The organism is Rhodococcus sp. T9N (assembly GCF_024436645.1).
Classification (GTDB): domain Bacteria; phylum Actinomycetota; class Actinomycetes; order Mycobacteriales; family Mycobacteriaceae; genus Rhodococcus_F; species Rhodococcus_F qingshengii.
Genome location: NZ_JAMSKS010000002.1, coordinates 66,253 through 81,646, shown reverse-complemented (window position 1 = coordinate 81,646; position 15,394 = coordinate 66,253). Strand labels below are relative to the sequence as shown.

Sequence of the window (15,394 nt, the reverse complement as noted above, 5' to 3'; positions counted from 1 at the left end):
TCAGTCGAGGGTGCTGTCAGTCGAAGGTGTCCTCAGTTGAGTACGAGAAGTCCCCAGGCTGATCGAGTAGTACTACTCATCTGATCGGTTCGGCCACGCAGCAAGCTCGAAGCCATGACCACACCGAGCTCTTCCGCCGTCGATCCGCGACTGGTGACCGCCCTCTCGGCCGAGTGCGACAGCATCGGCCGGCAGTTGCGTCACATCGGCCAGAACCTGTCGATCCTGCAGACTCAGCTGGCCTCGGCTACTGCGATCCCGCCCATGCCGGTAGTTCCGGCACCCGCAGCTCCGGCGCCACAGGTGCCGCAGTTGCCACCAATGCCTCCTCAGCAGAGCGTGCCCGCGTGGCAGCCGCCGACATATCCGGTTGCCGCACCTCGCCAGCCCTGGTGGCAACGCGACGGTGTCATCAGTCGACTTCTGGCCGCGGCAGGTGTTGCCGTCACACTGATCGGCGTCGTGATGCTGCTGGTACTTGCAGCGCAGGCCGGATTCTTCGGACCTCCGCTGCGGGTGCTCGGCGGTGCGCTCCTTTCCGGCGCCTTGGTGTTTGCCGGGGTGCGGGTCCACGGACGACCAGGGGGCAAAGTGGGGGCAATTGCCCTGGCTGCCACCGGTTTTGCAGGGATGTATCTCGATGTCGTCGCAGCCTCCGTTCTCTACGGTTGGGTGACGACACCGCTCGCGGTGGTGATTGCCTTCGGAATCGCCGCCGCCGGCGTTGCCCTCGCCGTGAAGTGGGATTCCGAATCGCTGGCGCTCATGATCGTTCTGGGAGCAGCGCTGCTGGCTCCCGTGTTGACGTCGGGAATATCGTTGACCCTCATCGGTTTCCTCTTCGCGATCCAATCGGCGACATTCTCCGCCCAGCTCGGTCGTGACTGGAAATACCTGGGCATGGCGCGCACCGCACCGGTGGTTCTCGCACTGCTCGCAGCGATAGCGTCGAAGTCCATCTTCGGCGAATCCGGTAACAGTGCAGTGCAATTGGTGATCAGTGCCGGCATGGTTGCAATCGTGGGGGCCGGCTGCGCGATGGTTATGCAGTGGACGGGTTCGCCCTCGCGTGACGGCATTGCAGGGGCGTGGTCCACCGCTACCTTTGTCGTCTCGTCCCTTCCGCTGATGTGCGTCGGAGCCGTGCTCGGGCGCACCGAATCCGCAGTGCTGTACGGAATTGCTGCGGCACTACTTCTTTCGGCTGCAGCGGCGGCCAAGCCTTTGCCGACGCAACTGCGATTCGGACTGGGCGCAACCGGCGCCCTCGCATTGTTGCTCTGCTGCTTCTCCGGGGCGACTGAATCTCTGGTCGTACCGCTGATCCTCACGGTCGGAATGATCTTCCTCGGAGTCTCGCTGTATGCGGGTTCGCGCTTCGTCTTCGCCCTCGGAACCGTCTTTGCGGCAATCGGATCGATCGGATACCTCACGACGGTTCCGCCGGAGGCGTTGACGACCGCTCGCGCCGCATCCATGCAACTCGGTGCGATCACGGCACTCTCGAGCCTGACGGCGATAGGTGCACTGGTGATGCTGGTCTGGGCGATTCACCGACTGAAGTTGATTGCCGATTCGAATGCAGCGGTTCTATGGGCGGCCGCAGGGTTCGGTGTCCTCTACGCGGTGACGTGCGCGCTCGTCTCATCCGGCGTCGAAATTTTCGACAGTGCAACCGGTTTCGTTGCCGGGCACAGCGTTGCAACCATCGTCTGGATGCTTGCCGCCACGTCAGCGCTGGTGCTCGGATTGAACAACCGCCAGCACGCTCGCGTCTTGCTCGGAGCCGGGCTTGCTCTCACCAGTGCGGCCGTGGCAAAGCTGTTCCTCTTCGACCTGGCCACACTCAGTGGGCTGGTGCGTAGCGTTGCCTTCCTGGTGGTCGGCTTGCTGCTCCTGCTGGTCGGGACACGTTATGCACGAGCCTTCGCCAAGCAGGAGCAGGAGCAGGTCAGCTTCGCTTCTGGCGAGCGATGAGCTCGCTCACGCTGATGGCGCCTGCGTCGTCAGGCCGGTGCCTGCCGGTGGCGTTGTCGTCGCCGTCAGGGGTGGCGTCCGAGACTCGGGGCTCGTTGGTAGGCGAAGGCGAATCCGTGAAAACCCCGTTACGACGCTCCGGAGCGGTCGGTGGAGGCGGCGACTGGGGGGTCGCCTCCACCGAGGTCGGGGCTGAACCGTTTGTTGCAGAGCCGTTGGTAGCACCGTTTGCGGAGCCGTTCCGGCTCGCGCCGTTGGAGCCTGAACTGCTGCTGGCAGCACCGTTGGTCGCCGAACCGTTTGTCCGCGAAGGCGTCCGGACCACCGGCAGTGGACGTGAGGCCGGGGGAGTCTGTTCCCGGGCCCGCAGGTCCGACAACCAACTCTCGATGGGACGCTCGGCCGGCGCAGCGGGCGTGGGGTTTCTGCGCTTGTCGCTGGCATTCGGTTGCGGCCGGTACGAGGGATTGGGTACCGGTGCCTCGATCAGGTTCTGGGGGGCGCTGGCTGCACTCCCGATATCGAGACGACGTCGCGGTGCCGGCTTCTCGGCGGCGGGAGCCTCCGTGTTGGGTGCCTTGATCGCCATTTCGCTGAGCGGAATGGGCTCGGTGAGAGGATCGGGAACGCGAGGTCCGCTTTCCGGCTGTGCAGCCGGGGCAGGCGGCGGCATGACCCGCGAGGCCGCTTCGATCTTGCGCGGCTGACCCGGTCCGGCGATCGCACCGACAGGCGCGATCTGCGGGACGTTCGCGAGTACCAGCTCGTTGTCGAGGATCGGCTCGCCCAGCCCGATCTTCTGCTGGATCCGCTTCATCCAGGCCGGAGCCCACCAGCAGTCGTCGCCGAGCAGTTTCATGGTCGCGGGGACCAGGAACATTCGGATGAGAGTCGCGTCGATGATCAGCGCGGAGATCATGCCGTAGGAGATGTATTTCATCATCACCAGATCGGACAAGCCGAATGCGCCGGTGACCACGATCAGAATCAGTGCGGCAGCGGTGATGATTCGTCCGGTATGTGCCGTGCCGATACGGATGGATTCGGTAGTACTCGCGCCCTGCGCTCGCGCTTCGACCATGCGGGAGAGCAGGAACACTTCGTAGTCGGTCGACAGGCCGTAGACGATCGCGATGATCAACACCAGGACGGGAGACATGATCGGCCCCGGTGTGAAGTTCAACAGACCGGAACCGTGCCCGTCGATGAAGATCCAGGTCAAGATTCCGAGCGTCGAACCCAGTCCGAGCGCGCTCATCAATGCGGCCTTGATGGGCAGGACGAGCGAGCCGAACGTCAAGAACATCAGCAAGGTCGTCAGCAGGATGACGGATACGACCATCAGCGGCAGACGATCGAGCAATGCGTCGACGCTGTCCTGCTCGATGGCCGGAGTACCGCCGACCAGCACAGTTGTGCCCTCGGGCCAGTCCGCGGACCGCAGATAGTCGATGGTGGGACGTGCTTCGTTCCGCTCCGTCAGACCGGCCTTGAGGACGTTGACACCGTCCTTCGTCGCAACCTCCGGGGTGAACTTCTCGACCAGACCCGGCGCAGCATTTGCGGTCTTGGAAATCTGACCGAGAGTGGTGTTGTCGGCTCCCTCGATGACGAGTCGAACGGGCTCGGTGCGATTGCCCGGGAAGAGTTCGTCGAACTGCGCCTGCGCGACACGCGTGGGGCTGTCCGGGGGCAGGTACGTCTCGTTGATACCGCCGAACTTGATGCCCGTCAGCGGAATGATCATCAGCAGTAGAGCCGCGACGATCGGGACCGCGACCTTGAGCGGATGCTGCATGACCCAGCGGGTGAGCTTGCCCCAGAAACCGTTCTCGATTTCCTCGTTGGTCTTGGTCTGGCGCAGCTTCTTGAAGGTCAGCGCGTCGATCCGCTTGCCGAGAATGCCGAGAATCGCGGGAAGAATCGTGATGGACGAGATCGCGGCAAGCATGACGGCAGCAATGGCGCCGTAAGCCACCGATTTGAGGAAGCCCTGCGGGAACAACAGCAGACCGCCGAGGCTGACGGCAACCATGGTCGCCGAGAACATGACCGTTCTACCCGCCGTCATGACCGTTCGGCGTACAGCGGTCGGGGTGTCGTACCCCTCGGCTATCTCTTCTCGGAAACGGCTGACGATGAACAGTCCGTAGTCGATCGCCAGACCCAGGCCGACCAGAGAGACCACGGGCGCAACAAACGCGTTGACCTCGGTGAAGTTGGTGATCAGTCGAATGATGCCGTTGGCGCCGATGACGGTCAGACCGCCGACGATCAACGGGAGGGCAGCAGCGACGACGCCACCGAAGACGAAGAACAGCAGGACACCGACAGCAGGAATCGCGAGCATTTCCATGCGCTTGATGTCGTTGGCCATCGTGTCGTTGAGCGAATTCGCGACAGGTTGCAGGCCGGCGAGTTGCACGTCGACGCCGTCGATGTAGAACTGCGACTCGACGTCGCGGAAGTTGTTGGACACCGCGGTGTCGTTGTCTCCGGCGATCGCGATGCTGGTGACCGCGTGTTGCTTGGTCTTGTCCGCCAGGGCCGCCACCGAGAGACCGTTGTCGACCTTGAAGTACGAGCCGTTGATCTTCATGATCTGGTCGGGGTTGTCGGCGACGAGTCGCTGCAGATTGTCGATGACCTTCGCTTGGAACTCGGGGTCGTCGACGGTCTTGCCCTCCGGCGCCGTGTACAGCGCCAGAACGTCACCCGTCGTGCTGCGTCCGAACGTGCCGTCAGCGAGTTTGGCAGCCTCTACCGATTCCGACCCCGGATCGTCCCAGCCGCTCTGGCTGAGATGATCCTGCAGGCTCAGGCCGTACGCAGCGAGCCCGAGGAGCCCCGCCACCATGACAGCGATGACGGTGAAGCGGGCTCGATAGACGATGCTTCCCCAGCTGGCGAACACTGATCAACTCCTACTCGGCAACACTTTTTCGCCCGATGAGCAGGGCAGAAAGCGGTCGGAACGGCTGCAACCAGGCGCCCTCGTCGGGCAGGGTGTCCAGGCTTACCCGTGGCAGAGGCTCACGGAAGACACCTGGGATGTCCTCGAGATCGACGAAGTCCAAGATATCGGACGACACAGCCCAGCTGGCGTGTTCACGGAACCCGAGAACCTGGACCGGGATACCGGTTGCTGCGATGTCCTCGAGAGGTTCGCGGAACGCTTGGCCGTCGGCGGAGGCGACCATGATTCCGGCGAGGCCCTCGCCGTACCGGAGCGCGATGTGCTCGAGCATGTCCGAATCGACATCGCTGTCTTCATCGACCTTCGGCTTGGCGAACACCGCGAAACCCACGTTACGCAAGGCTTCGACCCAAGGACGAACGACGTCGGCGCTGCCGGACGCGATGTTGGTGAAGACGGTCGCTTCAGGCTCGAGCGTGCCGCTGTTCTGTGCGGACAGTTCGGCGGTGCGAGAGAGCAGCCAACGACCCAAAGCGTCGAATCGTGGCCGGTAGGCGGCGGTAGGCCGGCCACCGAGGATGGCGCCGAGGCCCATGTCGAGGTTAGGGGCGTCCCAGACCAGAAGCACCCGCTTGGGGTGGCGGGAGTCACGACCGAAGTCGAGAGGAGATTCCGACGACGTCACGTCGTCGGATAGCTGTTCGCTGACGCTCATGCTCTGATCTTCCCCCATATAAGCTCGGTGATTGCACTTCCGACCTTATGGGCTTTGTCCTCGAACTTGGTGACCGGACGCTCGTGGGTCATCGGAGACTCCCAGTCGAGTGCGGTCAGCAGCGGCTCGGCATTGCCGGCTTCTTCGATCCATTCGGCGTACTCGGCGTGATCGGTTGCCACGTGCAGCACTCCGCCAGGCTTGAGACGGTTGGCGATCAGCGCGAACGTCGGCCCCTGCAGGAGGCGACGCTTGTGATGTCGGGCTTTGGGCCACGGATCCGGGAAGAACACCCGGACGCCCGTCAGCGATTCGGGGGCGACCATGTTCTCGAGTACGTCCATCGCGTCACCGCGCAGTACGCGGACGTTGGGAATTTCTTCGCGTTCGACCTGCTGGAGAAGCTGCGCCAGCCCGGGGCGGTACACCTCGATCGCGATCAGGTTCACGTGCGGTTCCGCCTTGGCCATTGCGGCCGTCGCGGTGCCGGTACCCGAACCGATCTCGATGATCAGGGGTGCTTCACGTCCGAACCAGGCGTTCGCGTCGAGCGGTGTGTCCGAGACGTCGGCGCCGATGAGCGGCCACTGACGGTCCCAAGCCTGCTGCTGTGCGTCGGTCAGCGCACCCCGGCGAGAGCGAAAGCTGGTCACTCTCGGATGGAGACGGGACCCCTTGGTGTGGTCCGTCTGCCCCGTGTCAGGGGTCTGCGGTGCATGCTGATCGGCTTCGTTCACGAACCCATTGTCACGCATGACCCCCGTTTAGCGCAGACGGGTCTGAAGTTTGAGTTGAGACTTTCCACGGAAAGTCCTGAAACCGTCGACTTCGGACTGTCGGCGAAAGGGTGGTGTCACCTGCCGTCCTTGCCGAGAACCTGACAGAATCTCACCGACACGGTGGGGACGTGGGGTGGGGATGAACACAGGATTTGCATGCAGTAATTGGTCACGAATGTTGCCCGCAGAATCGATCGACGACGCCTGCTCGGAGCCGATCGATCAGCTGCGCGCTCTGGCATATCGGCTGACGTCGATCGATTCGGGAGCCGCAGAGGCGGTTCACTCGGTGCTCGGATCGCTGACAGCGCCGCTCGAATTGGTGGTCGCCGGGCGAGCCGGGGTGGGGCGGTCGTCTTTGGCGCGGATCCTGGGGCGCGACGACCGGTTCTCGCGCAGAGTTGTCGGCGCACCGGTTGTGGTGACCGAGTCGAGGGCATTCGATGTCCCTGGAACGTCGAACCCCGATCTGGGTCCTCGTTGCGTTGTCTACGTGGTGGTCGACGCGGTCCGCGACGTCGACGGCCGAGCCATTGCTCGAGTTTCCGATCGTGTGGTCGTCGCTGCGAACAAGGCTGACTTGTTCGGTCCGCGCTGGGACGAGGCGCTGGGACGGGCGGCGGAAATCTCGGAGAACGTCGGCGTGCCCACGGTTCCGGTGGAGACACTGACCGGGCGCGGCGTCGAAGAGTTGTTCGCGGCTCTCGGACCTGTTCTGGAGGCGCAGTGGTGGGGCCGGGTCGAGCAGATCGGCCCGGCGCTGAGGCGATCTGCCTCGCGCAGCGCTGCGGGCAGGGACGAGATCGAGTTGTATCTGAGTTCGGACTCCGCGGTGTTGTTCGGCGCTGCGGCGGCGATGATGAGCCCCGAAATTCGAGCCCTGCGTCAAGGCGAGCCTCCCGATCCTCGTACCGCTGACGACGCGGGCACGTGCAGCCGGTGGTGGGGCGAGCTCGTGGACGAGTCGGAACAGTTTCCGCAACAAAGGGTCTCACTGATTCGACGCGGGTATGTGCGTCGGTGGGCGCAGCTCGGAGGCGATCGCTCTGCCCCGGCGGTGACCGATGAATAGCGTTTCGGTACTTCCGGATTCGGTGCTGCGCGTGGTGCAGCGATGGAATCCGGCATCCGATCCGGGTCGCCGGGTCGCCGCCGAAACATCCAGTGACACTCGCATTTACGTTGTCGGTCCACCAAGGTGTGGACGGGAAGACGTCGCGCAGATGTTCGATGCTTCGGATGACTGTTCGACAGTGACACGCGAGGTGGACGCCGACGTCGTACTTCTGGTCGTCGACGCCGCCAGTGTGATCGGACGCGAGGATCTCCTTCTCCTCGGCGACGCTGCGGCGAGCGGAACCCCGGTGGTGGTGGCGCTGACCCGCGTCGACGTCTATCGAGACTGGCAGGCGGTGCGCCGGCGTGATGCCGAGATTCTCGCTTTGCACTGCACCGCTTTTGCTCAGGCTCCGGTGGTCCCGATTGCGCCTGGTCAGGAGCAGTCACTCGTTGCGGTCGTGAGCCGGGCGGCACGGGAGAGGGAAGCAGGTGGTTCGGATTCCGGAGTCATCGCACAGACGCGCCGGATGATCGAGATGGAGATCCGGAATCTACGTGACAGTGTTCCTGGTGCCGAACTGCGGGCCGAGCGATCGCAGCTGCTCGCAGACCGTGACGGCCGGCGAGGCGAACGCCTGGTGCAGGTGCGAAGCCGACTGCAACGAGCGCGCGGGGATCTGTCACAACAAATCGCCGAAGCAACCCGGGCGACGGTCGCCGGGGCACGTGCCTGGGTCGATGCGGCCTCGCGAGCCGAATTGGGCAGCGTGCCGACGCGACTGCAGCACGAGGTCGACCATCACACCCGGGTGTTCGACGCCGCGATGGCGGCAGCGGTGGAAGTGGCGGGCACGAACGGATACATGCCTTCCCCGCAGATTCCGGAGGGCCTGCCGGGCCGTCAGCGCGGAAACGAGGACCGGGTGACAATTCTTGTCGGCGCGTCCGCGGGTCTCGGCCTCGGCCGTATCGCAGTGACTCCGCTGGAAATGATTCCGGCCTTGGAGTTCGCAAGTATCCCCGTGACGTTGATTCTGGGTGGCGCCGCGGCGTGGTGGTTGGCGCGAACTCGCGGGCTGACGGCCGATCGTGCCCACTCCAGGTCGTGGATCGTCGAATCGATGTCGGCGGTTCGCGCTCAGTGGGAGCAGCGAGTGCAGAGCGTGCTGCTCGAGGCCGAGGCGGATCTGGGAGCGGCGATCATGGCGGAGAGTCGCGAGCAGTTGGCGTCGGCGCAGGCTCGAATCGTGGAGATCGACGGTGAACTTCGTGAGCTCGCCGCGGCCAGATCGGGTCAGCTCGCGTCGTGCGAGCGCGACCTCGCCGTTTTGAACACCGCCTACTGATCATTCCGCGAGTGCAGAGTTCTCCACAGTGCGGCAATTTCGGCCACGACTGATCGTCGGGGTCTGGTAATACTGAGCGGACGGTTTCGGTAGGGGTTGCCGAAGCAGTAGGTCACCATCCAGTAGGGGGAGTAATGGACGCACTTCTGATCACGGCCGGACACATCGACGGGCACGAAGCCGAAGCGCTCGATCCTGGGCGTATCGAGCCCGAGACCTTCGGGCCCGCGTCGGGACCGGTCGATGCCGGCGACCTGAACTTCGACGCCTTCGACTTGGACGGTGACGGAACGGTCGACAGCCGTGTCGTCCACTCCGACGACGCCGTCGTGATCGTGTCCGATTTCGATCGCGACGGTAGCGCCGATCGCCTCACGATGATCGAGTCGGACGGCGACTACTCGGCCTGGGAATGCAGTCGAGACGACGAAGGCGCCCTCGTGTGGCAGAAAATCGATGCCGGAGCGCTCTGAAAAGCTTCCGTTTATGTGCTCTGAGCGCCGGGTAGGCACCTGAACACACCAACTGAATCGTTTCTGTGACATTTCTGACCGCACCCGATTACCTGCAGGTGAACAGCCAGCGTTAACCTCAATACATAGGACACCCGGCGTCCGTGAAATCCACGTGAGTGGATGACGCGGCTGGACCCCGTCGAGAGGGGGACACCGGGATCGACTGGTATCGGGGCGCTGCAGTTCGCATCCGGTGTCACGAGAACCCGGTTCCGGCTCACCCCAGGAGAGTTTGATGACCTCAGCGACCATTCCCGGTCTCAATGGAACTGACGGCACGCCCCCCACGCAGCACAAGGAACTGCTTGCATGGGTGCAAGAGGTTGCCGAACTCACCCAGCCGGATCGCGTCGTCTTCGCAGACGGCTCGGACGAAGAATGGGACCGACTGACAACGAAGTTGGTCGAGGCAGGAACCTTCACCCGCCTCAACGACGAGAAGAAGCCGAACTCTTTCCTCGGCAACTCCGATCCGTCCGATGTCGCGCGAGTCGAATCGCGTACGTACATCTGCTCGAAGGAAGAAATCGACGCAGGTCCCACCAACAACTGGATGGACCCGGCGGAGATGCGCACCCTCATGGGTGACCTGTACCGCGGTTGCATGCGTGGACGCACCATGTACGTCGTGCCGTTCTGCATGGGCCCCCTCGACGCCGAGGACCCGAAGCTGGGCGTCGAGCTCACCGATTCCGAGTACGTCGTCGTATCCATGCGCGTCATGACCCGCATGGGCAGCAAGGTTCTCGACAAGCTCGGCACCGACGGATTCTTCGTCAAGGCGCTGCACTCGCTGGGCGCTCCGCTGGCCGAAGGCCAGGAAGACGTCGCGTGGCCGTGCAACGACACCAAGTACATCACCCACTTCCCCGAGGATCGTGAGATCTGGAGCTTCGGTTCCGGCTACGGCGGAAACGCTCTCCTGGGCAAGAAGTGCTACTCGCTGCGTATCGCCTCGGCAATGGCGCACGACGAGGGCTGGCTGGCCGAGCACATGCTCATCCTCAAGCTCATCTCGCCCGAGGACAAGGCCTACTACATCGCGGCGGCATTCCCCTCCGCTTGTGGCAAGACCAACCTCGCGATGATCCAGCCGACCATCCCCGGGTGGCGCGCCGAGACCCTCGGTGACGACATCGCCTGGATGCGTTTCGGTGAGGACGGACAGCTGTACGCCGTCAACCCGGAATTCGGTTTCTTCGGCGTGGCTCCCGGCACCAACTGGTCCTCGAACCCCAACGCCATGCGCACCATCGACCAGGGCAACACGGTCTTCACCAACGTCGCTCTGACTGACGACGGTGACGTCTGGTGGGAAGGCCTCGAAGGCGACCCGCAGCACCTGATCGACTGGAAGGGCAACGAGTGGACGCCCGAGTCGGGCACCCATGCGGCTCATCCCAACTCGCGTTACTGCACCCCGATGTCGCAGTGCCCGATCATGGCTCCCGAGTGGGACGACCCGAAGGGCGTGCCGATCTCGGCAATCCTGTTCGGCGGACGCCGCAAGACGACGGTTCCGCTGGTCACCGAGGCTCGCGACTGGCAGCACGGCGTCTTCATGGGTGCAACGGTCGGCTCCGAGCAGACCGCAGCAGCCGAAGGCCAGGTCGGTACGGTTCGCCGCGATCCGATGGCAATGCTGCCGTTCCTCGGCTACAACGTCGGTGACTACTTCCAGCACTGGATCGACCTCGGCAAGTCCGCGGACGCGTCCAAGCTCCCCAAGGTCTTCTACGTCAACTGGTTCCGCCGCGGCGACGACGGACGCTTCCTGTGGCCAGGCTTCGGCGAGAACTCCCGCGTCCTGAAGTGGATCGTCGAGCGTATCGAGCACAAGGCTGCCGGTATCGACACCCCGATCGGCGTCGTTCCCACCGGATCGGCACTCGACATCGAAGGACTGGACGTGTCGGACGCCGACATCACCGAGGCCCTCGCGGTCAACATCGACGAGTGGAAGGCCGAGATCCCGCTCATCGAAGAGTGGTTCGACTTCGTCGGCGAGAAGCTGCCGACCGGCATTCGCGACGAGTTCGAAGCTCTGAAGCAGCGGTTGGCCTGATAAACCGCCCCCGTATGTAGTGGCCTGATGCCGCATTGGTTCAATTTGATGAACCGATGCGGCATCGGTCGTCTGTATGCCCTTGCCTGTAGCCGTTAAGCAGTTCAGCCGTTATGCAGTTCAGCCGTAAAGCAGTGATCAGCGAGCGGGTCGACACACTCGATCCTCAGGAGGACCAGATATGAGCGGGATCTACAACAACGTGACCGAATTGGTCGGGCGCACCCCGATCGTGCGGCTCAACCGTCTGACCGAGGGCCTGGACGCACAGGTCGCCGTCAAGCTCGAGTTCTACAACCCGGCCAACAGCGTCAAGGACCGGATCGGCGTGGCGATCATCGACGCCGCCGAGAAGTCCGGAGCACTCAAGCCCGGTGGCACGATCGTCGAGGGAACCAGCGGTAACACGGGTATCGCACTCGCCATGGTCGGTGCTGCTCGTGGCTACAAGGTCATCCTGACCATGCCCGAGACCATGTCCACCGAGCGTCGCGTGATGCTGCGTGCTTACGGCGCCGAGATCGTGCTGACCCCGGGATCCGAGGGCATGGCCGGTGCGGTCGCCAAGGCCAAGGAAATCGTCGAGCAGACCGAGAACGCCGTCTCGGCCAGCCAGTTCGCGAACCCGGCCAACCCGGCCATCCACGAGGCAACGACGGGCGAAGAGGTCTGGGCCGACACCGACGGCGCCGTCGACATCTTCGTGTCCGGCATCGGCACCGGCGGCACCATCACCGGCGTCGGACGCACCCTTCGCAAGTACAAGCCCGAGGTCAAGATCGTGGGCGTCGAGCCCATCGACTCGCCGATCCTCAACGGTGGCCAGCCCGGCCCCCACAAGATCCAGGGAATCGGCGCGAACTTCGTGCCCGACGTCCTCGATCGCGAGATCTACGACGAGATCATCGACGTCTCGTTCCCCGATTCCATCGAGGTCGCTCGCGCACTCGGCACCAAGGAAGGCATCCTGGGCGGCATCTCGTCCGGCGCCATCGTCTGGGCAGCACTCGAGTTGGCGAAGCGTCCGGAAAACGCCGGCAAGCTGATCGTGGCTGTCGTGTGTGACTTCGGCGAGCGTTACATCTCCACCCCGCTGTTCGAACACATCCGGGACTGAGACTTGTGAGTATCCTCGGGACAATTCGCGAGGACCTGCAGGCTGCGCGCGGTCAGGATCCTGCCGCGCGCAGCAATGCGGAGAACGCGCTCGTTTATTCAGGGCTGCATGCTATTTGGGCGCATCGGGTTGCACATCGCATGTGGGCCGTCCCTGCGCTACGCGGCCCGGCGCGAGTGCTCTCGCAGCTGACACGCTTCGTCACCGGCATCGAGATTCATCCCGGTGCCACCATCGGTCGACGGTTCTTCATCGACCACGGCATGGGCGTCGTGATCGGGGAGACGGCCGAGGTCGGTAACGACGTGATGCTCTATCACGGCGTCACTCTCGGTGGTCGCTCGCTCGAACAGGTCAAACGTCACCCGACGCTGGGTGATCGGGTAACCGTCGGCGCTGGTGCCAAGATCCTCGGACCTGTCGTCATCGGTGAAGGTAGCGCTATCGGCGCCAATGCCGTTGTCACCAGAGATGTTCCGGCCGAATCCATCGCGACGGGTATCCCGGCGGTGGCGCGGCCACGGACCACCAAGGAAAAACTGGTGGACCCGAACAGTTACATCGACCCTGCGATGTACATCTGAACGTATTCCTCGGATGGCCACCCCTCGTGTAGACGGCGGGTGGCCATCGGCGTCTGTTCAGGCTCGCGTCAGGTGCCACCCGCGACGTCCCAGTACGACGGCAGTCAGAGCGCCCAGTGCTGCTCCGATCAGGGGATAGCAGGCCAGGACGAGCCAGCGTGGATTGTCCGATCGGGCGTCGAAAGCGATGTTCAACGACGACTCGTAGTCCCGAGCCATCTGTACGCCGCGCAGTGGTACGTAGGAACCCTGATAGACGATGGTCTCGTCAGGACTGGTCATCACGTCGATCAGACTGCCCACCAGGGGAATTCCCCCGACGACAAATCCCAGAACCGCCAGAATCACGATCAGTGCGCGCATCGGACGAGCCTATCGCCCGGCCGGAAGTTCAGACTGTGATCGACGGTTCTTCGGGGGTCGAGAGGGTCAGGATCGCCCGCACGACACGTGGGCTCTGCTCGAGTGAGCGCTCGAGTTCGCGCAACGTGTGGGCAACTCGGGATTCCGCGTAGTCACCGACCAGGTCGACGCTGGCCACCAGGTAGACCTGTCGCGGCCCGAGGTATTCCATACGCAGGAACGTGATTCGGTTGATCTCGGGCAGTTGGGTGAGAGCTTCGACGGCTGCTGCCCGCAGCGTCGGTGAGGCCTCTTCGCCGACCAGGAAGCGGCGGTTCCGATCTATCAGGATGATTGCGATGACCCCGAGGAGAATGCCGACGAAGATGGAGCCGAGGGCGTCGGGGATGGGTGAACCGGTGACCTGGTGCAACAGGACACCGACGAACGCGATGACCAAACCGATAAGTGCCGCAGCATCTTCGGCGAACACGGCCCGAGTCGTCGGGTCGGATGTGTTGAGTGCCTGGGTCATGACGTCGCGGTTCACGGCGGACGCTTCGTTTCGGAGTTGTTTGTACGCCTGCCGGAACGAGATGCCTTCGAGGATGAACGAGACGCCGAGGACGGCGTAGGCGACACCGAAGTCGGACGCCGGTTCGGAATGGAACAGTTCCTGGATGCCATGAGTGATCGAGACACCCGCGCCGAGTGCAAACAGTCCGAGAGCGGCGAACATCGACCAGATGTATGCCTCCCGGCCGTAGCCGAGTGGCTGGTCTCGGTCGGGAACCCTTTTCGAGCGGCGGTTCGCGATCAGCAGCAGCACTTCGTTGCCGGTATCGGCCCAGGAGTGGGTGGCCTCTGCGACCATCGATGCAGATCCGGTGACGATGGCGGCCGCCGTCTTGGCACCGGCGATCAGCGCGTTCGCCGCAAACGCCAGTACGACCGTCGTGGTGCTCTCGTCGGCCGATGCTTCCGTTTCGGTGCTCACGATTCTCAGGCTAGGCGGGTGACGACGGTTTCGTGCGGTGACGCTCGGCGACGGAGTGCAGCAGTGTGGCGACGGCGTCGTGGAACTGCGTCAGGCCCGGCTCTTCGACGGGAAAGTGCCCGCACCCGTCCAGCATCACGAATTCGGTGGGTGCGTTGATGCGGCGGAGGAACTGCAGGCTCAGTTCGGGTGGCGTCCATCGGTCGTCGGCCGGGTGGGTGAGCAGAACGGGCGTCGTCCGAAATGCTTCGGGTGCGGTGTGGTCGAACGAGAAGTAGCTGCTGAGGAATCCGAGTGGCACCCGAACACCGCCACCGCGCGGATCGGTTGCGCACAGCGTTGCGAGCTCCCGATTGCTGCTCATGTTCGCCACGTCGGCGACCCAACGGATGGGCACGCGGATACGGCCCACCAGTCGTTCGGTGCGCCGCATCAGGGGAGCGCCGTAGACACCCATCGGGCCGAACCGCGCCGCGGCAGCTCTGGCCGATGGATCCGAGGGATCGAGCAGGCAGGTAGCGACGACGGCGTCGGCCAGACCGGTCCGCGCGGCTACCTCGTAGGCCAGCAGACCGCCGATGCTGGCTCCCAACAACACCAGCGGCCGATCGTCGGCTGCCTTCTCGGCCCGGACGAGATCGCAGAGGAGATCGACCCACTGCTCGTACCGGACGCCGGCGGGATCGGCTACGACGGTGTCGCCGTACAGCGGAAGGTCAGGGAAGAGGACTTCGGCGCCGAGTTTCACGCCGATCCCGGCGAACGGCCACAACGCGCCCGAGTAGCCGCCGGCGCCGTGGATGCCGAGAACACGAACCGGCGCGTCTGGAACCACGGCCCGTGCGACGTGGACGGTGTTGCCGTTCCACTCCCACCACGTCGGGGTCGGCGCCGGCATGTGTTCGGTGTACCGGTCGGGCATAAACTTCGAGTAATCGGCGCTGGTCACCTACACAATTCTCGGTATCGGCGTCGCGGCTG

General features: G+C 63.9%; 13 protein-coding genes. 7 read left to right on the top strand and 6 right to left on the bottom strand.

Translation table 11 applies throughout. The features are described 5' to 3' along the window. Positions 1-114 precede the first annotated feature (114 nt). Positions 115-1,977 carry a DUF2339 domain-containing protein gene (locus tag M1L53_RS04195; RefSeq protein WP_054188002.1) on the top strand — a complete coding sequence of 621 codons (1,863 nt, stop codon included), beginning with the start codon at positions 115-117 and terminating at the stop codon, positions 1,975-1,977. Here M1L53_RS04195 and M1L53_RS04190 read toward each other — a convergent pair. Genes M1L53_RS04190 through trmB form a run of 3 tightly spaced genes read right to left on the bottom strand, consistent with a single transcriptional unit; the run spans position 1,952 to position 6,364 of the window. After that, the gene (locus M1L53_RS04190) at positions 1,952-4,891 is read right to left on the bottom strand and encodes an MMPL family transporter (protein WP_007734492.1); all 2,940 of its coding nucleotides are present in this window, start codon (positions 4,889-4,891) and stop codon (positions 1,952-1,954) included. The genes M1L53_RS04195 and M1L53_RS04190 overlap by 26 nt on opposite strands. Positions 4,892-4,901: 10 nt before the next feature. Then, entirely contained in the window at positions 4,902-5,609 is a 708-nt protein-coding gene (locus tag M1L53_RS04185) for an NYN domain-containing protein (RefSeq protein WP_003945733.1), read from the bottom strand. Further along, positions 5,606-6,364 (bottom strand): tRNA (guanosine(46)-N7)-methyltransferase TrmB, encoded by a 759-nt coding sequence (gene trmB, locus M1L53_RS04180; protein WP_037132323.1) that lies wholly within the window; start codon positions 6,362-6,364, stop codon positions 5,606-5,608. The genes M1L53_RS04185 and trmB overlap by 4 nt, the downstream gene beginning before the upstream one ends. A 163-nt stretch (positions 6,365-6,527) precedes the next feature. Here trmB and M1L53_RS04175 point away from each other — a divergent pair, with 163 nt between their 5' ends. The 6 genes from M1L53_RS04175 (at position 6,528) to epsC (ending at position 13,074) form a co-directional block, all read left to right on the top strand. Further along, positions 6,528-7,460 (top strand): GTPase domain-containing protein, encoded by a 933-nt coding sequence (locus M1L53_RS04175; RefSeq protein WP_232319057.1) that lies wholly within the window; start codon positions 6,528-6,530, stop codon positions 7,458-7,460. Continuing rightward, a complete protein-coding gene (locus tag M1L53_RS04170; protein WP_232319056.1) occupies positions 7,453-8,793 on the top strand; it encodes a hypothetical protein in 1,341 nt (446 codons plus the stop codon). Before M1L53_RS04175 ends, M1L53_RS04170 begins: the two co-directional genes overlap by 8 nt. Positions 8,794-8,927: 134 nt before the next feature. After that, positions 8,928-9,266 (top strand): DUF6802 family protein, encoded by a 339-nt coding sequence (locus M1L53_RS04165; protein WP_054188000.1) that lies wholly within the window; start codon positions 8,928-8,930, stop codon positions 9,264-9,266. A 277-nt stretch (positions 9,267-9,543) separates the two neighbouring features. After that, positions 9,544-11,373, top strand: coding sequence for a phosphoenolpyruvate carboxykinase (GTP) (locus tag M1L53_RS04160; RefSeq protein WP_003945806.1), 1,830 nt, complete (start codon positions 9,544-9,546; stop codon positions 11,371-11,373). A 181-nt stretch (positions 11,374-11,554) separates the two neighbouring features. Then, positions 11,555-12,490, top strand: coding sequence for a cysteine synthase A (gene cysK / locus M1L53_RS04155; protein ID WP_003945916.1), 936 nt, complete (start codon positions 11,555-11,557; stop codon positions 12,488-12,490). 5 nt (positions 12,491-12,495) lie between these two features. Next, complete coding sequence (epsC, locus tag M1L53_RS04150) at positions 12,496-13,074, top strand: serine O-acetyltransferase EpsC (protein WP_054187999.1); 579 nt, start codon at positions 12,496-12,498, stop codon at positions 13,072-13,074. 57 nt (positions 13,075-13,131) lie between these two features. Here epsC and M1L53_RS04145 read toward each other — a convergent pair whose 3' ends face one another. The 3 genes from M1L53_RS04145 to M1L53_RS04135 are packed head-to-tail and all read right to left on the bottom strand — an operon-like array spanning position 13,132 to position 15,362. Further along, entirely contained in the window at positions 13,132-13,437 is a 306-nt protein-coding gene (locus M1L53_RS04145) for a hypothetical protein (protein WP_042452616.1), read from the bottom strand. 28 nt (positions 13,438-13,465) lie between these two features. Further along, a complete protein-coding gene (locus tag M1L53_RS04140; RefSeq protein WP_042452614.1) occupies positions 13,466-14,413 on the bottom strand; it encodes a cation diffusion facilitator family transporter in 948 nt (315 codons plus the stop codon). Between the two features lie 10 nt (positions 14,414-14,423). Next, the gene (locus M1L53_RS04135; protein ID WP_083471206.1) at positions 14,424-15,362 is read right to left on the bottom strand and encodes an alpha/beta hydrolase; all 939 of its coding nucleotides are present in this window, start codon (positions 15,360-15,362) and stop codon (positions 14,424-14,426) included. Positions 15,363-15,394: the final 32 nt, after the last annotated feature.

Excerpts from the sequence above, each read along its gene's own strand:
- trmB (WP_037132323.1), bottom strand. The coding sequence starts at position 6,364 with ATGCGTGACAATGGGTTCGTGAACGAAGCCGATCAGCATGCACCGCAG.
- M1L53_RS04165 (WP_054188000.1), top strand. The coding sequence starts at position 8,928 with ATGGACGCACTTCTGATCACGGCCGGACACATCGACGGGCACGAAGCC.
- M1L53_RS04160 (WP_003945806.1), top strand. The coding sequence starts at position 9,544 with ATGACCTCAGCGACCATTCCCGGTCTCAATGGAACTGACGGCACGCCC.
- M1L53_RS04175 (WP_232319057.1), top strand. The coding sequence starts at position 6,528 with ATGAACACAGGATTTGCATGCAGTAATTGGTCACGAATGTTGCCCGCA.
- M1L53_RS04170 (WP_232319056.1), top strand. The coding sequence starts at position 7,453 with ATGAATAGCGTTTCGGTACTTCCGGATTCGGTGCTGCGCGTGGTGCAG.
- M1L53_RS04195 (WP_054188002.1), top strand. The coding sequence starts at position 115 with ATGACCACACCGAGCTCTTCCGCCGTCGATCCGCGACTGGTGACCGCC.
- M1L53_RS04145 (WP_042452616.1), bottom strand. The coding sequence starts at position 13,437 with ATGCGCGCACTGATCGTGATTCTGGCGGTTCTGGGATTTGTCGTCGGG.
- M1L53_RS04185 (WP_003945733.1), bottom strand. The coding sequence starts at position 5,609 with ATGAGCGTCAGCGAACAGCTATCCGACGACGTGACGTCGTCGGAATCT.
- cysK (WP_003945916.1), top strand. The coding sequence starts at position 11,555 with ATGAGCGGGATCTACAACAACGTGACCGAATTGGTCGGGCGCACCCCG.